This window comes from Herbaspirillum aquaticum (assembly GCF_002213425.1).
Classification (GTDB): Bacteria; Pseudomonadota; Gammaproteobacteria; order Burkholderiales; family Burkholderiaceae_D; genus Herbaspirillum; species Herbaspirillum aquaticum.
The window spans coordinates 77,281-94,291 of record NZ_NJGV01000026.1; the positions used below are offsets into that span (position 1 = coordinate 77,281).

The 17,011-nt window shown below is 62.6% G+C and carries 15 protein-coding genes and 1 pseudogene; 10 read left to right on the forward strand and 6 right to left on the reverse strand.

What is annotated here, in order from left to right; genetic code table 11:
* Nucleotides 1-10: 10 nt before the first annotated feature.
* Complete coding sequence (locus CEJ45_RS21585; RefSeq protein WP_088757111.1) at nt 11-622, reverse strand: TetR/AcrR family transcriptional regulator; 612 nt, start codon at nt 620-622, stop codon at nt 11-13.
* A 143-nt stretch (nt 623-765) separates the two neighbouring features.
* Here CEJ45_RS21585 and CEJ45_RS21590 point away from each other — a divergent pair, with 143 nt between their 5' ends.
* From CEJ45_RS21590 to CEJ45_RS21605, 4 genes are read left to right on the forward strand one after another with little or no spacing between them, the layout of a single operon-like run.
* Entirely contained in the window at nt 766-1,944 is a 1,179-nt protein-coding gene (locus CEJ45_RS21590) for an efflux RND transporter periplasmic adaptor subunit (protein ID WP_088757112.1), read from the forward strand.
* Between the two features lie 16 nt (nt 1,945-1,960).
* Entirely contained in the window at nt 1,961-5,110 is a 3,150-nt protein-coding gene (locus tag CEJ45_RS21595) for an efflux RND transporter permease subunit (protein ID WP_088757113.1), read from the forward strand.
* Nucleotide 5,111: 1 nt separating this feature from the next.
* Complete coding sequence (gene adeC, locus CEJ45_RS21600; protein ID WP_088757114.1) at nt 5,112-6,614, forward strand: AdeC/AdeK/OprM family multidrug efflux complex outer membrane factor; 1,503 nt, start codon at nt 5,112-5,114, stop codon at nt 6,612-6,614.
* A complete protein-coding gene (locus tag CEJ45_RS21605) occupies nt 6,611-7,213 on the forward strand; it encodes a TetR/AcrR family transcriptional regulator (RefSeq protein WP_088757115.1) in 603 nt (200 codons plus the stop codon). The genes adeC and CEJ45_RS21605 overlap by 4 nt, the downstream gene beginning before the upstream one ends.
* A 4-nt stretch (nt 7,214-7,217) precedes the next feature.
* Here the strand turns inward: CEJ45_RS21605 and CEJ45_RS21610 are convergent, their stop codons facing one another.
* A complete protein-coding gene (locus tag CEJ45_RS21610; RefSeq protein WP_241517400.1) occupies nt 7,218-7,646 on the reverse strand; it encodes a LysR family transcriptional regulator in 429 nt (142 codons plus the stop codon).
* A 160-nt stretch (nt 7,647-7,806) separates the two neighbouring features.
* Here CEJ45_RS21610 and CEJ45_RS21615 point away from each other — a divergent pair, with 160 nt between their 5' ends.
* Genes CEJ45_RS21615 through CEJ45_RS21630 form a run of 4 tightly spaced genes read left to right on the forward strand, consistent with a single transcriptional unit; the run spans nt 7,807 to nt 12,127 of the window.
* Nucleotides 7,807-9,042: an MFS transporter gene (locus tag CEJ45_RS21615; protein WP_187697726.1), complete on the forward strand. Its 1,236-nt coding sequence runs from the start codon at nt 7,807-7,809 to the stop codon at nt 9,040-9,042.
* Nucleotides 9,043-9,061: 19 nt separating this feature from the next.
* Entirely contained in the window at nt 9,062-10,582 is a 1,521-nt protein-coding gene (locus tag CEJ45_RS21620) for an amidase (RefSeq protein ID WP_088757118.1), read from the forward strand.
* Between the two features lie 33 nt (nt 10,583-10,615).
* Complete coding sequence (locus CEJ45_RS21625; RefSeq protein WP_088757119.1) at nt 10,616-10,966, forward strand: RidA family protein; 351 nt, start codon at nt 10,616-10,618, stop codon at nt 10,964-10,966.
* A gap of 21 nt (nt 10,967-10,987) precedes the next feature.
* Nucleotides 10,988-12,127, forward strand: coding sequence for an NAD(P)/FAD-dependent oxidoreductase (locus CEJ45_RS21630; protein ID WP_088757120.1), 1,140 nt, complete (start codon nt 10,988-10,990; stop codon nt 12,125-12,127).
* 10 nt (nt 12,128-12,137) lie between these two features.
* Here CEJ45_RS21630 and CEJ45_RS21635 read toward each other — a convergent pair whose 3' ends face one another.
* Entirely contained in the window at nt 12,138-13,586 is a 1,449-nt protein-coding gene (locus CEJ45_RS21635; RefSeq protein WP_241517401.1) for a sensor domain-containing diguanylate cyclase, read from the reverse strand.
* A gap of 152 nt (nt 13,587-13,738) precedes the next feature.
* On the opposite strand from CEJ45_RS21635, the gene CEJ45_RS21640 reads away from it, so the two are divergent.
* Nucleotides 13,739-14,317 (forward strand): 3'-5' exonuclease, encoded by a 579-nt coding sequence (locus CEJ45_RS21640; protein ID WP_088757122.1) that lies wholly within the window; start codon nt 13,739-13,741, stop codon nt 14,315-14,317.
* 14 nt (nt 14,318-14,331) lie between these two features.
* Nucleotides 14,332-14,796, forward strand: a complete 465-nt coding sequence (locus tag CEJ45_RS21645; RefSeq protein ID WP_088757123.1) for a 3'-5' exonuclease family protein — start codon at nt 14,332-14,334, stop codon at nt 14,794-14,796.
* A 98-nt stretch (nt 14,797-14,894) separates the two neighbouring features.
* Here the strand turns inward: CEJ45_RS21645 and ghoS are convergent, their stop codons facing one another.
* From ghoS to CEJ45_RS21660, 3 genes and pseudogenes are all read right to left on the reverse strand, one after another.
* The gene (gene ghoS, locus CEJ45_RS21650) at nt 14,895-15,203 is read right to left on the reverse strand and encodes a type V toxin-antitoxin system endoribonuclease antitoxin GhoS (RefSeq protein ID WP_088757124.1); all 309 of its coding nucleotides are present in this window, start codon (nt 15,201-15,203) and stop codon (nt 14,895-14,897) included.
* Between the two features lie 396 nt (nt 15,204-15,599).
* A complete protein-coding gene (locus CEJ45_RS21655) occupies nt 15,600-16,295 on the reverse strand; it encodes a helix-turn-helix domain-containing protein (protein ID WP_088757125.1) in 696 nt (231 codons plus the stop codon).
* 228 nt (nt 16,296-16,523) lie between these two features.
* Nucleotides 16,524-16,931: pseudogene (locus tag CEJ45_RS21660) on the reverse strand (nickel/cobalt efflux transporter); the annotation flags it as partial.
* Between the last annotated feature and the right edge of the window lie 80 nt (nt 16,932-17,011).

Here is a 17,011-nt window from a genome sequence, read left to right on the forward strand (position 1 = left end):
ACCGTCGTTCTCAGTCGGAAGGCATGGCGTAGGCCGCGAGGAAGGTCTCTACCGCGCGGCCGACCATGCGCTTCATGCGCGGCCGGGAGATGCTGGTCTCCAGCCCCAGCATCATCGGCTTGACCGTCTCGCAATCGAGCAGGGCGCACAGCTGCAGGGTCGCCAGCATGGGGTCGGCCGTTCTCAGGCGGCCGGCTGCCATCTGCTTCTTCAGGAAGGCGGCGATGCGCTCCATCCCCATCTTCGGTCCGTCTTCGTGGAAGCGCCGACCGATGTCGCTGCGGCCCGCTTCGGCCACGATCATGCGGTGCGTCTGCAAGGTGCTTTCCTGGCACAGGAAGCTGACCGCCTTCTCACCAAAGACCTGCAGGGTCTTCGCCAGATCGTCCACCTCCTGGTCCAGTGCGGCCAGGGCAGGTTCCATCTGCTTCTTCGCCTCGCCGTGGGTCACCGCCACGAACAGCTCCTCCTTCGACTTGAAGTAGCCATACAGCGTGGCCTTGGAGCCACCAATGCGCGCCGAGATCTCGGCCATGGACGCACCCTCGAAACCCATTTCCTTGAAGACGTCGGCCGCCACGGCCAGGATGGCCTCGCGCCGCGCAGGGGTCTTGACTCTCATCGAACTGTCTCCGTTTTCTTTACAAGTGTCATTTTCGTACAGATGTGTTCAGTATTGCTTGACCGGGGAAGAACTGTCAATTAATAATACTGTACAGTTCGGTATCGTTATAAAAACCTTCTTCCCTTTCCGGAGAGTCCTTCATGCGCACCACACCCCTTCTACGGCCCGTCGCTGCACTGGCCATCCTCAGTGTCCTCAGTGCCTGCGGCAAGCCGCCGGGCGGGCCGCCACCGGCCGCAGGTACGCCCGTGCTGGGCGTGATGACGGTGCGCACCGAGCCGGTAGAGCTGCACACCGAGCTGCCGGGCCGGACCTCGCCCTACCAGATTGCCGACGTGCGGCCGCAGGTCAATGGCATCGTCAAGGCGCGCAATTTCCGCGAGGGCAGCGACGTCAAGGCCGGGCAGGTGCTGTACCAGATCAATCCGGCCAGCTATCAGGCGGCCTATGACAGCAGCGTGGCCGCCTTGGCCAAGGCCGAGGCGAGCGTCAAGACGGCGCGCCTGAAGGCCAGCCGCTACAAGGAGCTGGTGGCCATCAAGGCGGTCAGCCAGCAGGATTACGATGACGCCGTCGCCTCCCTGGGGGAAGCCGAGGCCGACGTCGGCTCGGCCCGGGCCAACGTGCAGACCAGCCGCATCAACCTCGATTACGCCAAGGTCGATGCACCCATCTCCGGCCGCATCGGCAAGTCCAGCGTGACGCCGGGCGCCCTGGTCACCGCCAGCCAGACCACGGCACTGACGACCATCCAGCAGCTCGATCCCATCTACGTCGATGTGACCCAGTCCAGCACCAGCTGGCTCAACCTGAAGGAAGCGCTGGCCAATGGCGAATTGCAGAAGTCCGGCAACGGCGCCAAGGTCAGGCTGATCCTGGAGAACGGCCGTACCTACGCGCAAGAAGGAACGCTGCAGTTCTCCGATGTGACGGTCAACCAGGACACCGGCGCCATCACGCTGCGCGCAGTCTTCCCCAACCCCAAGGCCGACCTGCTGCCGGGCATGTATGTGCGCGCCGTGCTGCAGGAGGGCGTGCGCCAGCAGGGCCTGCTGGTGCCGCAACAGGCGGTCAGCCGCGACGGTGCCGGCAAGCCGGTGGCCTTCGTGGTCAACGCGCAAGGCGTGGTGGAGCAGCGCGCCCTGGTGACCGACCGCGCCATCGGCGACAAGTGGCTGGTCAGCAGCGGCTTGAAGGAAGGCGACCAGCTGGTGGTCGACGGCCAGCAGTCCGCCAAGCCCGGGGCCAAGGTGAAGGTGGTGCCGTGGTCGCCCAAGGCCACGGTGGCCAGCGCCGGTACTGCCAGCGGCACCAACTGAAAGGCGGGACGACATCATGGCTCGCTTCTTCATTGACCGCCCCATCTTCGCCTGGGTGCTCGCCATCATCGTCATGCTGGCCGGCGCCATCTCGGTGCTGACCCTGCCGATTGCGCAGTATCCGGCCATCGCGCCACCGGCCATCGCCATCACCGCCAACTATCCGGGGGCGTCGGCCAAGACCCTGGAAGACACCGTGACCCAGATCATCGAGCAGAAGATGAAGGGGCTGGATCGTCTCAGCTACATGGCCTCCACCAGTGAATCGTCCGGGACGGTGACCATCACCCTGACCTTCGAGAACGGCACCAATCCGGATACCGCCCAGGTGCAGGTGCAAAACAAGCTCTCCCTGGCCACGCCCTTGCTGCCCTCCGAAGTCCAGCAGCAGGGCATCACCGTGACCAAGTCGGCCACCAACTTCCTGAACGTGCTGGCCTTTACCTCGGAAGATGGCAGCATGAGCGGCTCCGACCTGTCGGACTACGTGGCCGCCAATGTCCAGGACGCCATCAGCCGGGTGGAAGGCGTGGGCGATACCACGCTCTTCGGTTCGCAATATGCGATGCGCATCTGGCTCGATCCCGACAAGCTCAACAGCTACAGCCTGACCCCGCTGGACGTGAAGAACGCCATCCAGGCGCAGAACGTACAGGTCTCGTCGGGCCAGCTGGGTGGCTTGCCTGCGGCCGAGAACCAGCAGATCAACGCCACCATCACCGCCCAGACCCGTCTGCGCACGGCCGAGCAGTTCCAGAACATCGTGCTGCGCACGCTCTCCGGTGGTGCGCGGGTCAAGCTGCGCGATGTCGCCCGCATCGAACTGGGCAGCGAGAGCTATACCTCGGTCGGCCGCTACAACGGCAAGCCCGCGGCCGGCCTGGCCATCAAGCTGGCCACCGGTGCCAATGCGCTCGATACCGTCAAGGCGATCGACGCCCGCGTGGCCCAGCTGGAGAAGTTCTTCCCCGCCGGGATGAAGGTGCAGAAGCCCTATGACACCACGCCCTTCGTGCGCATCTCCATCGAGGAAGTGGTGCGCACCCTGATCGAAGCGGTGGTGCTGGTGTTCCTGGTGATGTACCTGTTCCTGCAGAACTTCCGCGCCACGCTGATCCCCACCATCGCCGTGCCGGTGGTGCTGCTGGGCACCTTCGGCGTGCTGGCGGCGTTCGGCTTCACCATCAATACGCTGACCATGTTTGCCATGGTGCTGGCCATCGGTTTGCTGGTGGACGATGCCATCGTGGTGGTGGAAAACGTCGAGCGCGTGATGTCCGAGGAGGGCTTGCCGCCCAAGGAGGCCACCCGCAAGTCCATGGGCCAGATCAGTGGCGCGCTGGTCGGCGTGGCGCTGGTGCTGGCGGCGGTGTTCGTGCCGATGGCCTTCTTCAGCGGCTCAACCGGGGTGATCTATCGCCAGTTCTCCATCACCATCGTCTCGGCTATGACCCTGTCGGTCCTGGTGGCGCTGGTGTTGACCCCGGCCCTGTGCGCCACCCTGCTCAAGCCCGCAGCCAAGGGCCATGCGCTGGCCACCACCGGTTTCTTCGGCTGGTTCAACCGCCAGTTCGATCGCGGCAACCTGCGCTACCAGGGTATCGTGCGCCACATGCTGGGCCGCGGCTGGCGCTACATGGCCGCTTACGCGGTGCTGCTGGCGCTGGTGGTGACGGGTTTCATGAAGCTGCCGGTGGGCTTCCTGCCGGATGAGGACCAGGGCACGCTGTTCGCGATCCTGCAGTTGCCGTCCGGTGCCACCAAGGCGCGTACCGATGCAGTCATTGAACAGGTCGAGCATCATTTCCTGGTGGACCAGAAGGATGCGGTGGCCGGCGTATTCGCCGTCTCCGGTTTCAGTTTCGCTGGTAGCGGCCAGAACATGGGCTTTGCCTTCATCAAGCTCAAGCCCTGGGATGAGCGCAAGGGCCCCGGACTGTCGGTGACCGATGTGGCGGCCAAGGCCGGTGCCGCCTTCGCGCAGATTCGCGATGCCCGCGTGTTTGCCTTCGCGCCGCCGGCGGTGTCCGAACTGGGCAATGCCACCGGCTTCGACCTGATGTTGAAGGATGAAGCCAACCTCGGCCACGCCGCCCTGATGCAGGCCCGCAACCAGTTGCTGGGTACGCTGATGCAGGACAAGCGCCTGGTGGCGGTGCGCCCCAACGGCCTGGAAGATACGCCGGAGTTCCGCCTCAATGTCGATACCGACAAGGCCGGAGCATTGGGCGTGGCCATGCCCGACATCAATGACACCATCGCCACCGCTTGGGGCAGCAGCTACGTCAACGACTTCATCGACAAGGGCCGCGTCAAGAAGGTGATGCTGCAGGCCGATGCGCAATACCGCATGCTGCCCTCGGACCTGGACCGCTGGTACGTGCGCAACAGCGCCGGCACCATGGTTCCCTTCAGCGCCTTCTCGACCGCCAGCTGGGCGTCCGGTTCGCCGCGCCTGGAGCGCTACAACGGCGTGCCGTCCATGGAAATCCTCGGCATGGCCCTGCCGGGTGCGGCCTCCAGCGGTGAAGCCATGGCCATCGTGGAAGCGGCGCTGGCCAAGATGCCGCCCGGCATCGGCTATGAGTGGACCGGCCTGTCGCTGCAGGAAAAGGCCTCCAGCGGCAAGACCGGCCTGCTGTATTCGATCTCGATCCTGATCGTGTTCCTGGCGCTGGCGGCGCTCTATGAAAGCTGGGCGGTGCCTTTCTCGGTGATCATGGTGGTACCGCTGGGCGTGTTCGGCGCACTGCTGGGCGCGATCCTGACCTGGAAGATGAATGACGTCTACTTCCAGGTGGGCCTGTTGACTACCATCGGCCTGGCCTGCAAGAACGCCATCCTGATCGTGGAATTCGCCAAGGATCTGTACGAGCATGGCAAGGGCCTGGTGGAAGCGACCATGGATGCGGTGCGCATGCGTTTGCGTCCTATCCTGATGACCTCGCTGGCCTTCATCCTCGGCGTGCTGCCGCTGGTGCTGGGCAGCGGTGCGGGTGCCGGCGCGCAGCATGCGCTGGGCACGGCGGTGATCGGCGGCATGCTCTCGGGCACGGTGCTGGCGGTGTTCTTCGTGCCGCTCTTCTTCGTGATCATCATGAAGCTGTTTGCCCGCAAGCCTTCCTCCGCGCCGCAAGGCCAACCCGCGATCTCCCCGGAGCACTGACATGAATCCTTCCCTGACCCATCGCCCCGCGCATCGCCCCCGCGCGCTGGTGACACCCCTGCTGCTGGCCATGCTGCTGGGCGGCTGCACCCTGATGCCCGAGTACCAGCGGCCCGCTGCCCCCGTGGCGAGCCAGTTTGCGGGCGACCACAGCGCCAACGCCGCCGGTGGCACAGCGGCCATGGCGGTTGCTGATATCGGCTGGCGTGATGTCTTCACCGATCCGACATTGCAGGAGGTGATCAGCCTCAGTCTGGCCAACAATCGCGACCTGCGCGTGGCCGTGCTCAACATCGAGAAGGCGCGCGCCCAATATGGCGTGGAGCGCGCCGCGCTGTTCCCGACCATCAACGCCGCCACCAGCGAATCGGCCAGCCGCACACCGGCCGACCTGTCTGCCACCGGCCGTGCGCTGACCGCGCGCAGCTATACCGCCACGCTGGGTTTCAGCGCCTATGAACTGGACCTGTTCGGCCGGGTGCGCAGCCTCAAGGAGCAGGCGCTGCAATCCTTTCTTTCCACCGCCGAGGCGCGCCGCAGCACCCAGATCAGCCTGATCGCCGAAGTCGCTACCGCCTGGCTGACGCTGGCCTCCGACCAGGACCGCTTGCGCCTGGCCAAGGACACGCTGGCCAGCCAGGCCAGCAGTTACGAACTCACGCGGCGCAGCTTCGAGCTGGGTTCGTCCTCGGCGCTGACCTTGCGCCAGGCGCAGACCAGCGTGGAGAGTGCGCGCGTGGATGTGGAGAGCTACACCGCCCAGGTCGACCAGGACCGCAATGCCCTGGTGCTGCTGGTGGGCAAGGACCTGCCGGACCGCCTGCTGCCGCAAGGCTTGCCCGATACCGCCTTGGCCGCTGCCAGTCCGCTTGCGACCATTCCGCCAGGGCTGCCCTCGGACCTGCTGCAGCGGCGCGCCGATATCGTCGAGGCCGAACGCACGCTGCGTGCCGCCAATGCCAACATCGGTGCGGCGCGCGCGGCCTTCTATCCCAGCATCAGCCTGACTGCCGATGCGGGCACGGCCAGTGCGCGGCTGGCCGGCCTGTTCAAGGGCGGCTCGGGTTCGTGGAGTTTCGTGCCGCAGATCTCCTTGCCGATCTTCGATGGCGGCGCCAACCAGGCCAACCTGGATATCGCCACCATCAGCCGCGACATCAGCGTGGCCCAGTATGAGAAGGCCATCCAGACCGCCTTCCAGGAAGTCTCGGATGCACTGGCCCAGCGCAATACCCTGGGCCGCCAGCTGAAGGCGCAGGAGGACCTGGTGGAGGCCAGCGATGCCTCGTACCGGCTCTCGCAGGCGCGCTTCAACAACGGCGTGGACAGCTACCTGACCGTCCTGGATTCGCAACGCACGCTGTATTCGGCGCAGAAGACCCTGATCGGTACGCGCCTGTCGCGCTGGACCAATCTGGTGACCTTCTACAAGGCCCTCGGCGGCGGCTGGGTGGAACGCTCCGGCCACCCGGTGGCGAGTGACCTGGCCACGGCCGCGCCATGAGCCCGCGCGCCGACAAGACCCGCGCCATCCTGCTCGATGCCGCGCTGGCCGCGTTTGCCCGGCGCGGTGTGCGGGCCACCACGCTGGAGCACGTGGCGGCCAGCGCCGCCTTTACGCGAGGTGCCGTGTACTGGCACTTCCCGGACAAGGTGGCGCTGGTCAAGGCGGTCTTCGATGACCTGGTCTGGCCCTTCGATATCGGTCCGGAACTGGCGGTGTATCGCCAGAGCGAGCAGCCCTTGTTGTTGCTGCGCGAAGTGCTGTGGTTGAAGCTGCTCGATTTCTTGCGCAACGTCCGGCAGCGGCGCCGCATGGAAGTGGTGCTGCGCTATCGCGGCACGCCCGAGCTGCCCGAGGAACTGGGTGAGCGGATCGAATCGCTGAGCCTGCGCACCTTGCAGCACCTGACCGCCGCCATCAACATCGCCTATGAGCGCGGCCAGTTGCGGCGCGGGCTCACGCCCATCGATGTGGCGCGTTGCCTGGTGGCGGCCTGCATGGGCGTCATCGCCGAGCACATGGAAGACCCGCAGGCGCGCCTGGAACATTCCTTCCACCTGGCGCCGCTATTGGTGCTGCAAGGCGCACAGGTGGCGTAAACATTCAGTGCCGCCCGCTGGCGCGCGCAATCAGGGCGTTGAGGAAAGCGCGCGCCGCATCGGGCAGGGTGCTGCCGGCCAGGGACTGGATTTCCAGCTGCAGGGTTTTCATAGTCTTGCCGCGGATCTGTTGCGCCACGTGAAGTGCATTGCCCACCGAAAGCTGGAAGCGGATGTCCCAGTGTTGGCGGCAGAATTGTTCGAGCGCCGCTGGCACGAATTCCAGCGCAAAGTCCACGATGGTAGCCAGTTTCACTTCACCCCGGCGCAAGCCCTTCAAAGCCGCCAGCTCGTTGCCGATGCGTTCGGCTGCGAGCCACGCGATCTGGCGGCTGATGGCTGACCAGGCCAAGTTGAGCGTAGTGGCCGCCTCGGTGATGGAACCTCGCCGCACCACTTCGAGGAAGTGGCGTACGGCCGTCTCCTGCAGCACGCGCGTACGGATGATTTACCTCCGTGACTTGTGGAAACGGTTTGCTGATTCGGCAATCGATAATTCGAAAACTTGTACTTGTGGCAAACCACATGCCGGCTTAGGATGCGTTCACGGATCGGCGGCATGGTGCCTGCCGCCGCGTCGCGAGGGAGGCTTCATGGATGCTGCACAGGCTGCAATGACGAAGGCGAAGGGTGAGGGACGCTACAAGTATCTGGTACTGGTGTTGCTGTATCTGGGCTGGTGCGTCTCCTACATCGACCGTGCCGCCATCACCTTCGCCGCGACCCAGATCGCCAGCGAATTTGCGTTGAAGCCTTCTGACCTGGGCATCCTGTTGTCGAGCTTCTTCCTCGGCTATTCCCTGTTGCAACTGCCCGGCGGCTGGCTGGCAGACCGCTATGGATCGCGGCCCGTGATCGTCATCTCCATCCTGCTGTGGTCGGTCTTCACCGGCGTGACCGGCATGGCCTGGTCCATTACCAGCCTGGTGGTGATCCGCTTCGCCTTCGGCCTGGGCGAGGGCGCGTTTCCGGCCGCCAGCATCAAGGGCGTGGCCGAAAACTTCAGCCGTGAGGAACGGCCCAAGATGTCCTCGCTGCTGATATCCTCCAATTACATCGGCAGCATGCTGGCCCCGCTGCTGATTGCACCGCTGATCATGCATTTCGGCTGGCGCGCGGTGTTCCATACCATCGGCGTGGCCGGGCTGGTGTTCGCCCTCGTGTACTGGTTCTGCGTGCGGCCGGTGCGGCCCGGCAAGGACGGTCCCAAAGCCATCAACAATCAAGCCTTCGCGGCCCTGCTCAAGATGCCGTTGATGTGGAAGATCGTGGCGGTGTGGTTTGGCCTGTCCATCATCAACAAGGGACTCGACAGCTGGATGCCGACCTACCTGATGACCGTGCGCGGTCTCAACCTCAAGGCAGTGGGCCTGTTGCTGCCGCTGCCCTACATCATGGCGGGGCTGTCTACTGCCATAGGCGGCTGGGTGATGGTGCGCTTCTTCGACGGCCGTGAGAAAGTGCTGCTGATCGCTTCTTCGCTGCTCACCGCAGTCTTCGTCTACTGCATGTACACTGCCGCGACTGTCGAGGGCGTCATCGCCTGGCAATGCCTGGCCTATTTCTTCAAGTCCTTCGTTCTGGCCACCTGTATCGCGCTGCCGACCAAGCTGCTGCAGGCGCAACTGGTGGGCAGCGGCGTGGGCATGGTCAACCTGGGCGGGCAACTGGCGGGTTTCATTTCGCCGCTGGTGATCGGCTTCCTGGTGAGCGCCTTTGCCAACTATGATTACGCTTTTGCCTTCCTGATCGGTGCGGCCCTCTTCTCTGTGCTGGTGAGCTTGTTCATCCGTACCAGCAAGACCGGCAGCCAGTTGCTGCCGGCCTGATCCACTCTCAAGGAAATTCATGTCTGATTCCCTCGTCGAAAAAACTGCCGTCGAACTGCGCCAGCTGATCGGCAGCAAGCAGGTCTCTCCGGTCGAATTGCTGGACGCCTGCATCGCCCGCATCGAAGACCTCAATCCCCATATCAATGCCGTGACCGCCACCTGCTTCGAGCGCGCCCGCCAGGAGGCGCGCGCGGCCGAGCAGGCCGTGATCGACGGTCGCCCGCTGGGCCTGCTGCACGGGCTGCCCATCGGCATCAAGGATCTCGAAGAAACCGAGGGCCTGCTCACCACCTACGGTTCTCCCATCTATCGCGGCAATGTGCCCACACGCGACAATGCACTGGTAGCGCGCCTGCGCGCGGCTGGTGCCATCGTGGCCGGCAAGACCAACGTGCCCGAGATGGGCGCCGGTGCCAACAGCCGCAATACGGTGTGGGGTGCCACCGGCAATCCCTTCAATCCGCTGCTCAATGCGGGCGGTTCCTCCGGGGGCTCGGCGGCGGCACTGGCGGTGGATTTGCTGCCGCTGTGCTCGGGTTCGGATACCGGTGGTTCGCTGCGCATCCCGGCGGCCAAATGCGGCGTCGTCGGCTTCCGTCCTTCACCGGGGCTGGTGCCGAGCGAACGCAAGCTGCTGGGCTGGACGCCGATCTCGGTGGTCGGCCCGATGGGCCGCAATGTGGCCGATACCGTGCTGCAATTGCGCGCCACCTTGGGACTGCATCAGAGTGATCCCCTCAGCTACGCCGTCGATGAAGGCAGCTTCGCGGCGCTGCCGCCGGTGGAGCTGTCGCGCCTGCGCATCGGTTATACCGAAGACTTCGGCGTGTGCGAGGTGGACGACGGCATCCGCGCGGCATTCCGCCAGAAGATGGCGGCCATCGGCCGTTTCGTGCAGGTCTGCGAGCCGGTGGAGATGGACATGGGCGAGGCCCATCGCGCCTTCGACGTGATCCGTGCCGAAGCCTTCGTGGCCGGTTTCGAGGCGGCCTATCGCCGCGATCCTGCCTCGCTCGGCACCAACACCCGCGCCAACTACGAGATGGGCGCGGCCATGAGCCTGTCCGATTGTGCCTGGGCGCAGGGTGAGCAGACCCGCCTGTTCCGCCGCTTCCAGCAACTGTATGCGCGCTATGACCTGATCGTTTCGCCGACCACGCCGGTATCCCCCTTCCCCTGGAGCGAGCTGTATCTCAAGGAGGTCAACGGCGTGGCGCTGGAAAATTATTATCGCTGGCTGGCCCTGACCTATGTGGTCACGCTTGTTACCAATCCCTCGATCTCGCTGCCCTGCGGCCGCGACCATCGCGGCATGCCCTTCGGCTTGCAGGTCACCGGCGCCTTCCGCGACGATGCCCGCCTGCTGTCCTGGGCCGCCGCGCTGGAGGCGGCGTTTGCGGGCGATGCCGCATTGTGCCGGCCGCGTCCTGACCTGGCACAACTGAAGGCGGTCCACGCGCCGCTGACCTCCATCGTCACCCATCCTCCCGTCTTCGATGGGCAGGCCACTGCCGTGGCGGGACAGGCGGCGGTATAAATCATTTAGTCAATTTCAACCTCGACCGATTCCATGAATACCATCCAACGTTTCAATACCAATGCCCGCATGAGCCAGCTGGTGCTGGCCAATGGTTTTGCCTTCGTCGCCGGCCAGGTGGCGGACCACGCCGGTGCTTCCATTGCGCAGCAGGCCAGCGAAGTGCTGGCCAAGGTCGATGCGCAATTGCAGGCCCAGGGCATCGGCCGTGAGCGCATCGTCAGCGCCAATGTCTGGCTCTCCAGCCCCGACCATTTCGCGGCCTTCAATACCGTGTGGGACGCCTGGGTGCCGGCCGGCCACGCGCCCACGCGTGCCTGCGTGCAGGCCCTGCTGATGGCGCCGGGGCTGGATGTGGAAGTGGCGGTCATCGCCGCGCTTTGACCTGATCGAGGGGGCCTGTTCATGAGCCAGCATTGCCGCGTCGACTATCTCATCATCGGGGCCGGCATCGCCGGGGCCTCCATCGCATACTGGCTGGCGCGTCACGGCAGCGTGCTGCTGCTGGAGCGCGAATCCCAGCCGGGCTACCACAGCACCGGTCGTTCGGCCGCACTCTACATGGAGAGCTACGGTCCGCCGCAGGTGCGTGCGCTGACCTGCGCCAGCCGCGCGTTCTTCGATCGTCCGCCGCAAGGATTTACGGAACATGCCCTGCTCACGCCGCGGGGCGCTTTGTTTTACGCCACCTCCGCCTTGCGTGAAGAACTCGACGCCCATGAGGCCCTGGTGCGTTCGGTCTCCGACAAGGTACAGCGGCTGGACGCGGCGCAGACCCGCGCCATGGTGCCGGTGCTGCGTGAAGACGACCTGATCGGATCGGTCTATGAGGAAGACGCCAGCGACATCGACGTGCATGCCTTGCACCAGGGCTTCCTGCGCGGGGCGCGGGCAGCAGGTGCGCGCGTGCTGTGCAATGCAGAGGTGCAGTCGCTGCAACATGACGGTGAGCAGGCAGAGAGCACGTGGCATGTGCAGACGAGTCAGGGGGAGTTGCGCGCGGGCGTCATTGTCAACGCCGCCGGTGCCTGGGCCGACGAGATCGGCCGCCTGGCCGGGGCGGCACCCATCGGGCTGGTGCCGAAACGGCGCTCGGCCTTCACCTTCGCTGCGCCAGCCGACAGCGCCCACTGGCCCATGTTCATGCCGGTCGATGAATCTTTCTACATCAAGCCGGATGCCGGCCTGCTGCTGGGTTCGCCCGCTAACGCAGACCCGGTCGCGCCACACGATGTGCAGGCCGAGGAACTCGATATCGCCATCGCCATCGATCACATCCAGAACGGCACCACGCTGGAGATCCGTCGTCCCGCGCATGTCTGGGCCGGACTGCGTTCCTTCGTGGCCGATGGCAGTTTCGTGGGCGGCTATGACACCCGGCTGCCCGGCTTGTTCTGGGCGGCCGGGCAGGGGGGCTATGGTATCCAGTCTTCCCCGGCGGCAGGTGAGACTTATGCGGCCTTGATCCGGGGCGAACCTGTACCACCGCATATCGCACGCTTTGGTGTCGATGCCGCAGCATTGAGTCCGGCACGGCTGGGCTGAACGAACGCTCTCAGCCGCCATTGCCCGATGAGGCGGCGGTGCTGCCAGCGGCCGCCGCCTTCACCGGTCGCGGCAGCTGGCAGTCCTCCACCCGGTTGCGGCCGTTGTCCTTGGCGCGGTACAGCGCACGGTCGGCCCCGGCGAACAGGTCCTCGATGCGCATGTCCGGACGCGGGACGCAGGTCATGACGCCGGCGCTGATGGTGACCACGCCGCCGGCATTGCCCTCATGCGGGATCTCCAGGGCACGTACCCCATCGAGTACCTTCTGCGCGATGCGGTGGGCGGCGCCCAGGTCGGTATCGGGCAGCAGCAGGGCGAATTCCTCGCCGCCATAGCGCGCCGCCAGGTCGCCATGGCGGCGCTGCACCGCGCGCAGCACGCGGGCGATGTCCTGCAGGCAGTAGTCTCCCTGGATGTGGCCATACAGGTCGTTGTACTTCTTGAAGTAATCGACATCGAACATCACCAGCGACAAGGCGCTCTTGCTGCGGCTGGCGTTCTGCATGGCTTGTTGCAGCTGTTCATCCAGGTAGCGCCGGTTGGGGATGCCGGTCATGCCATCGAGCATGGCCTGTGCCCGCAGGTTTTCGGTGAGCAGTTTCAGGGACAGGTTCTTCTTCTCGATTTCTTCCTCGGCGCGGTCGCGCATGCGCACCACGCGCAGCAGATAGGCCGTCAGCAGGCCCACCAGCAGCCCCGCCGCGACGATCACCATCAATTGCGCACGCTGTGCTTCGCGCCAGTCGGCCAGCATGTCCTCATGGGCCAGCGCCGCCGTCACGAACAGCGGATAGTCCGGCACACGCGTGAAATAGTTCAGGCGCAGCACGCCGTCCTGGGCCGACTGGATCACGGCCCAGCCGGACCGGTGCTGCCGGGCATGGTCCCGGTAGAGCGGCAGCTCGGCCATGCTCTTGCCGAGGAACTCGGCGCTGTAGGGGCGGCGCAGCAGCATGTTGCCATCGGTGCTGGCCAGCACCAGCGAACCTTGCTTGCCGATGTTGATTTCGTTGAACAGGCGCATGAAATGATCCAGGCTGACGCCCACGCGGATCGTGCCAGCCGGCTTGCCTTGGCGCAGGCGCTGGCGCGTGAGCGGAATGACCCAGTGTCCGGTCACGCTGCTGATGACGGGGGTACCGATGAGCAGGCCGCTGCTGCGGCCCTCAGGGCCGGCCTGCATGCGTGCCATCGCGGCCGCCGGCTCCATGCCGGGCAGGCCGGTCGGTGCCGGCTGGCTGGGCCAGCGGTGCAGGATGCGGCCCTGGTCATCGATGACCAGCAGGCTGTCGAGCTCCGGGAAGAGCCTGCTCTGGCGGGTGAGCAGGTCTTGCAGCAGACGCTGCAGTTCAGCCTGCGGGAGGCTGCGGTTGCCCTCCAGCTCGGCGATTTCCTGGATCAGCAGGTCGGCTGAATATTCTCCGCAAAAGCGCCACGCATTATCTTTGAACGGCACCACACTGTGACCATAAGGCGCACCACCCAATCTTCTCAGTAGGGGCCGGGGGAGTATCCAGGGCGCCAGCCGTCCGCACGTCCCGCGCCGGCCCCTCTATCCATTGCCTATCGGTTATGCTTCTAAATCGGCGTACAAGTGGGCAATTGCAGATGACAAAGAAAATTTTGGTTGTGGATCTTGAGGCGACTTGCTCCGATGACGGCTCAATCACGTCCGAGGAAATGGAAATCATCGAAATCGGGGCTTGTTGGGCAACGGAGTCCGGCGTTGTGCTTCAGCGATTCCAACACTTCGTGAGGCCGTTGCAACGACCAATACTGACGCCTTTTTGTACGTCGCTGACAGGCATCTCTCAGCAAGATGTAGATAGCGCGCCGCTCTTTCCTGTGGCTGCGCAAGCGCTGCGCGATTTTGTAGCGGAAACGAGCTCTCTCGATCCAGTCTGGATTAGCTGGGGAGCTTACGACTTCAAGCAGATGCAGAGGGATTCGGAGCGGCATGGGATTGCTTCACCACTGACCATACCGCATCAAAATGCCAAGAGATTGTTTGCCAAGGCTCAGCGTATCGGGAAAGAGGTAGGTATGGCAAAGGCCTGCGCGCTTGCCAAGATCGAAATGGAGGGACAGCATCACCGAGGGCTCGACGACGCTGTGAACATCGCCAAATTGATGCCTTGGATCCTGGGAGGCGCCCATCTTGGCGTTCCCAACGTTCCGGTTTTGTAAGCTAGGACTTTGCTATGGCGTTCAATGTTTTCATCGATACCGAATTCACCGATTTTCTCGATCCGCAGCTCATAAGCATCGGCCTCGTAGCCGAGAGTGGCGAAGAGTTTTATGCCGAACTTCCCTATGACATTAAGGCGTGCAGCGCTTTTGTGAAGGAGGCGGTACTTCCTTTGCTGGGATACGCCCCGCATGCGGAAGTGACAATGGAAGATTTGTACGGGAAGATAACGCAATGGCTTCGTATCATTCGGCCCACCAACGAAGACATCTTCATTTGCTACGACTACCAGACAGACTGGGATCTTTTTTATGACGCGTTGGACGGTAGAGTTCCGCCCTGGTGCAAACGTCGCCTCGTGGCAGATCGAATCAACGAACTGCTCCGATATGAGTATCACAAACAGAATCGATTACCTGAACATCATGCCCTGAATGATGCCAAGGCAAATTGCTACGCCTTCAGAGAGCCAGCTTGATCAATAGAGCTTCGCCCTCGAGTAAAGAAGGACGAAGCTCTCATGTCGCCCGACGAACAAATCCGGCCTGTTCATTTCGGAACGATCAAATCACCTACTCATGCCGCGCGCTGCGACCTTGGAACGATCGGCAAACCATTCCAAGACGCGCTTTTGAAGTTGGAGGAAATCAGACCGTATTTCCGGCCCGTTGCCCGGGCGGCTGCTTCCGCTGCGTTTTGCACGGTTTGCAGACTCGCTGGGCTATCCTGCACCGTGTAGGTGGCATCGGGGAGCTGATACAAATTCCCGTCGTCACCGCGGATGGCGCGCGAAAAACCGGCACGTGCCATCTGCTGATGCAGAGTTTCATAGTGGCTCCATTGGGCATCATGGAGTTCAACTCTTACCAAATAACTTTCGTTCATTTCGCACTTCTTTCTGCCATTGGCATTAAAGAACGCGTGCGATCCTAAGCAACATATTGAGATTCGATTGACAAATTAGCTCAATTTCTTCATAATAGCTGCCTACTTATTCATTTGTTAGCGGATCGCTATGTTCCGTTTCAAATTTGCCTTGTGCGGGAACACTCGGCGTCTATCACCCGTCATTCCGGCGGGTGTCTTTGTTAGCACTCGAATGATTTGAGTGCTAATTCCTATTATAAGCACATCAACACCCATTCTGTCCAGTTTACTGTTGTTTTAAACAGTACTTCTGCAGGCATGGTGTATCCAGTACCCAAGTTCGCCCCTGTATTGGTCATTCATTTTCACGTCGACGACCCGCTCTTAATGCAGTAATGCCTCCCGTCTCGGGAGTCAAAGGCCTCTGATTCCCGCCTCTTTTGGCGTCGCGAAACTTTCAGGCTCTTTGCCAAGCGGGAAGCCTACGATGTAAGCGGCCTCGACCGGCACAGGCTTGGCTCCTTCCATGCCGAACGTTACTGCCATACGGCGCCGGGCGTAGCGCAACGACATGCCGAGGCTCTTCAAAGAGTCAATTTTTGTTTGCATTTCATCATATACATCGAATTTATCGGCCTGGGCGTAAAGTTCGTAGCTCTCTCGGTATTCGCGGAAATAGTCCGTGAGATCTGCAAGCACCCGCTCGACCTCGCGGGACGCGTCATATGCTGCCTCGATGAAGTCCATGGCACATGTTTCGGCCAGCTGCGCTAGCTGTTTTCCGGTGGTCAACGGCAAAGCAGTCAAGGTGACGTGATCGCGATCAAACTTTTCTTTCTCTGCTGCCAACTCTTCCGGGCTCGAAATTAAAAAGGACTTGTTGAGCGCATCAATATCCTCAAACTCAAAAGCGCGAGCTAATGCACGGCGACTTTCCGGGCTGCTAGCTTCGCCCGTTTCAATGCGCTGAATTGTTCGCACACTCAAGCCCGAGATTTCCCCCAACTGTTCCTGGGACCAATGTCGGAGTTCTCGGAAGAATTTGATGAAGGTCGCCAATTCTTCGGTCGACAACATCCGAGGTTGCGTTGCTTGTTCTGTGGTGTTCATTCGTAGCTCCGTTTAGCTTTGATGGCGTCCTGAAGTATGGTTGCCACACGTGAAGGACAACACGACAGGAACCCGACACCGCTCGGACAAGTTTCTACTGTTGGGCTTGAGAGTAGGCGCCATCGTAGCCTTGATCTGTAGAGAGTCTGCTTCAGACGCTAAAATTTCTGCATCAGCGGCAGGGGGCGCTTTAGCTGGCGCTCTTGATCTTCCAGGGTGTCTACGGGGCTATGTCAGTGCATGCAATCCACTGTATGTAACATACAAGCCGACGACAATGATCACCGCGCTAGAGAAATACGGGGCCTTTCTTGCAAGGGTGCCAAAATCCGACCAACGTCTGCTCACATGGCGTACGCTCAGCGCGGCAATCACGCCAGATGCGACCATGGTCAGGGCCAAGCCGATGCTGAAACACAGGACCAGGCCAGCACCCAGGGAGATCTTCTTGAGCTGCAGGCAAAGCAGCAACACTGTAATTGCTGCCGGGCATGGAATTAGCCCACCAGTGAGGCCGAACATTATGATTTGGCCAGTAGTGATATCCCGGTTGGCGAAACGGCGCTTGATGTCATTCGCATGCGCACGTTCGTGTGCGTCCTGATATCCCCCATCCGATACGTCCAGTCCATCATGGGCGCAACAGATACTATCCTCTTGTTTTTAAAGGATTTTTTATTCATTAAAACACCTCATTTGCACACGCACTGCACACG

Excerpts from the sequence above, each read along its gene's own strand:
- CEJ45_RS21585 (WP_088757111.1), bottom strand. The coding sequence starts at position 622 with ATGAGAGTCAAGACCCCTGCGCGGCGCGAGGCCATCCTGGCCGTGGCG.
- CEJ45_RS21590 (WP_088757112.1), top strand. The coding sequence starts at position 766 with ATGCGCACCACACCCCTTCTACGGCCCGTCGCTGCACTGGCCATCCTC.
- CEJ45_RS21595 (WP_088757113.1), top strand. The coding sequence starts at position 1,961 with ATGGCTCGCTTCTTCATTGACCGCCCCATCTTCGCCTGGGTGCTCGCC.
- adeC (WP_088757114.1), top strand. The coding sequence starts at position 5,112 with ATGAATCCTTCCCTGACCCATCGCCCCGCGCATCGCCCCCGCGCGCTG.
- CEJ45_RS21605 (WP_088757115.1), top strand. The coding sequence starts at position 6,611 with ATGAGCCCGCGCGCCGACAAGACCCGCGCCATCCTGCTCGATGCCGCG.
- CEJ45_RS21615 (WP_187697726.1), top strand. The coding sequence starts at position 7,807 with ATGGATGCTGCACAGGCTGCAATGACGAAGGCGAAGGGTGAGGGACGC.
- CEJ45_RS21620 (WP_088757118.1), top strand. The coding sequence starts at position 9,062 with ATGTCTGATTCCCTCGTCGAAAAAACTGCCGTCGAACTGCGCCAGCTG.
- CEJ45_RS21625 (WP_088757119.1), top strand. The coding sequence starts at position 10,616 with ATGAATACCATCCAACGTTTCAATACCAATGCCCGCATGAGCCAGCTG.
- CEJ45_RS21630 (WP_088757120.1), top strand. The coding sequence starts at position 10,988 with ATGAGCCAGCATTGCCGCGTCGACTATCTCATCATCGGGGCCGGCATC.
- CEJ45_RS21640 (WP_088757122.1), top strand. The coding sequence starts at position 13,739 with ATGACAAAGAAAATTTTGGTTGTGGATCTTGAGGCGACTTGCTCCGAT.
- CEJ45_RS21645 (WP_088757123.1), top strand. The coding sequence starts at position 14,332 with ATGGCGTTCAATGTTTTCATCGATACCGAATTCACCGATTTTCTCGAT.
- ghoS (WP_088757124.1), bottom strand. The coding sequence starts at position 15,203 with ATGAACGAAAGTTATTTGGTAAGAGTTGAACTCCATGATGCCCAATGG.
- CEJ45_RS21655 (WP_088757125.1), bottom strand. The coding sequence starts at position 16,295 with ATGAACACCACAGAACAAGCAACGCAACCTCGGATGTTGTCGACCGAA.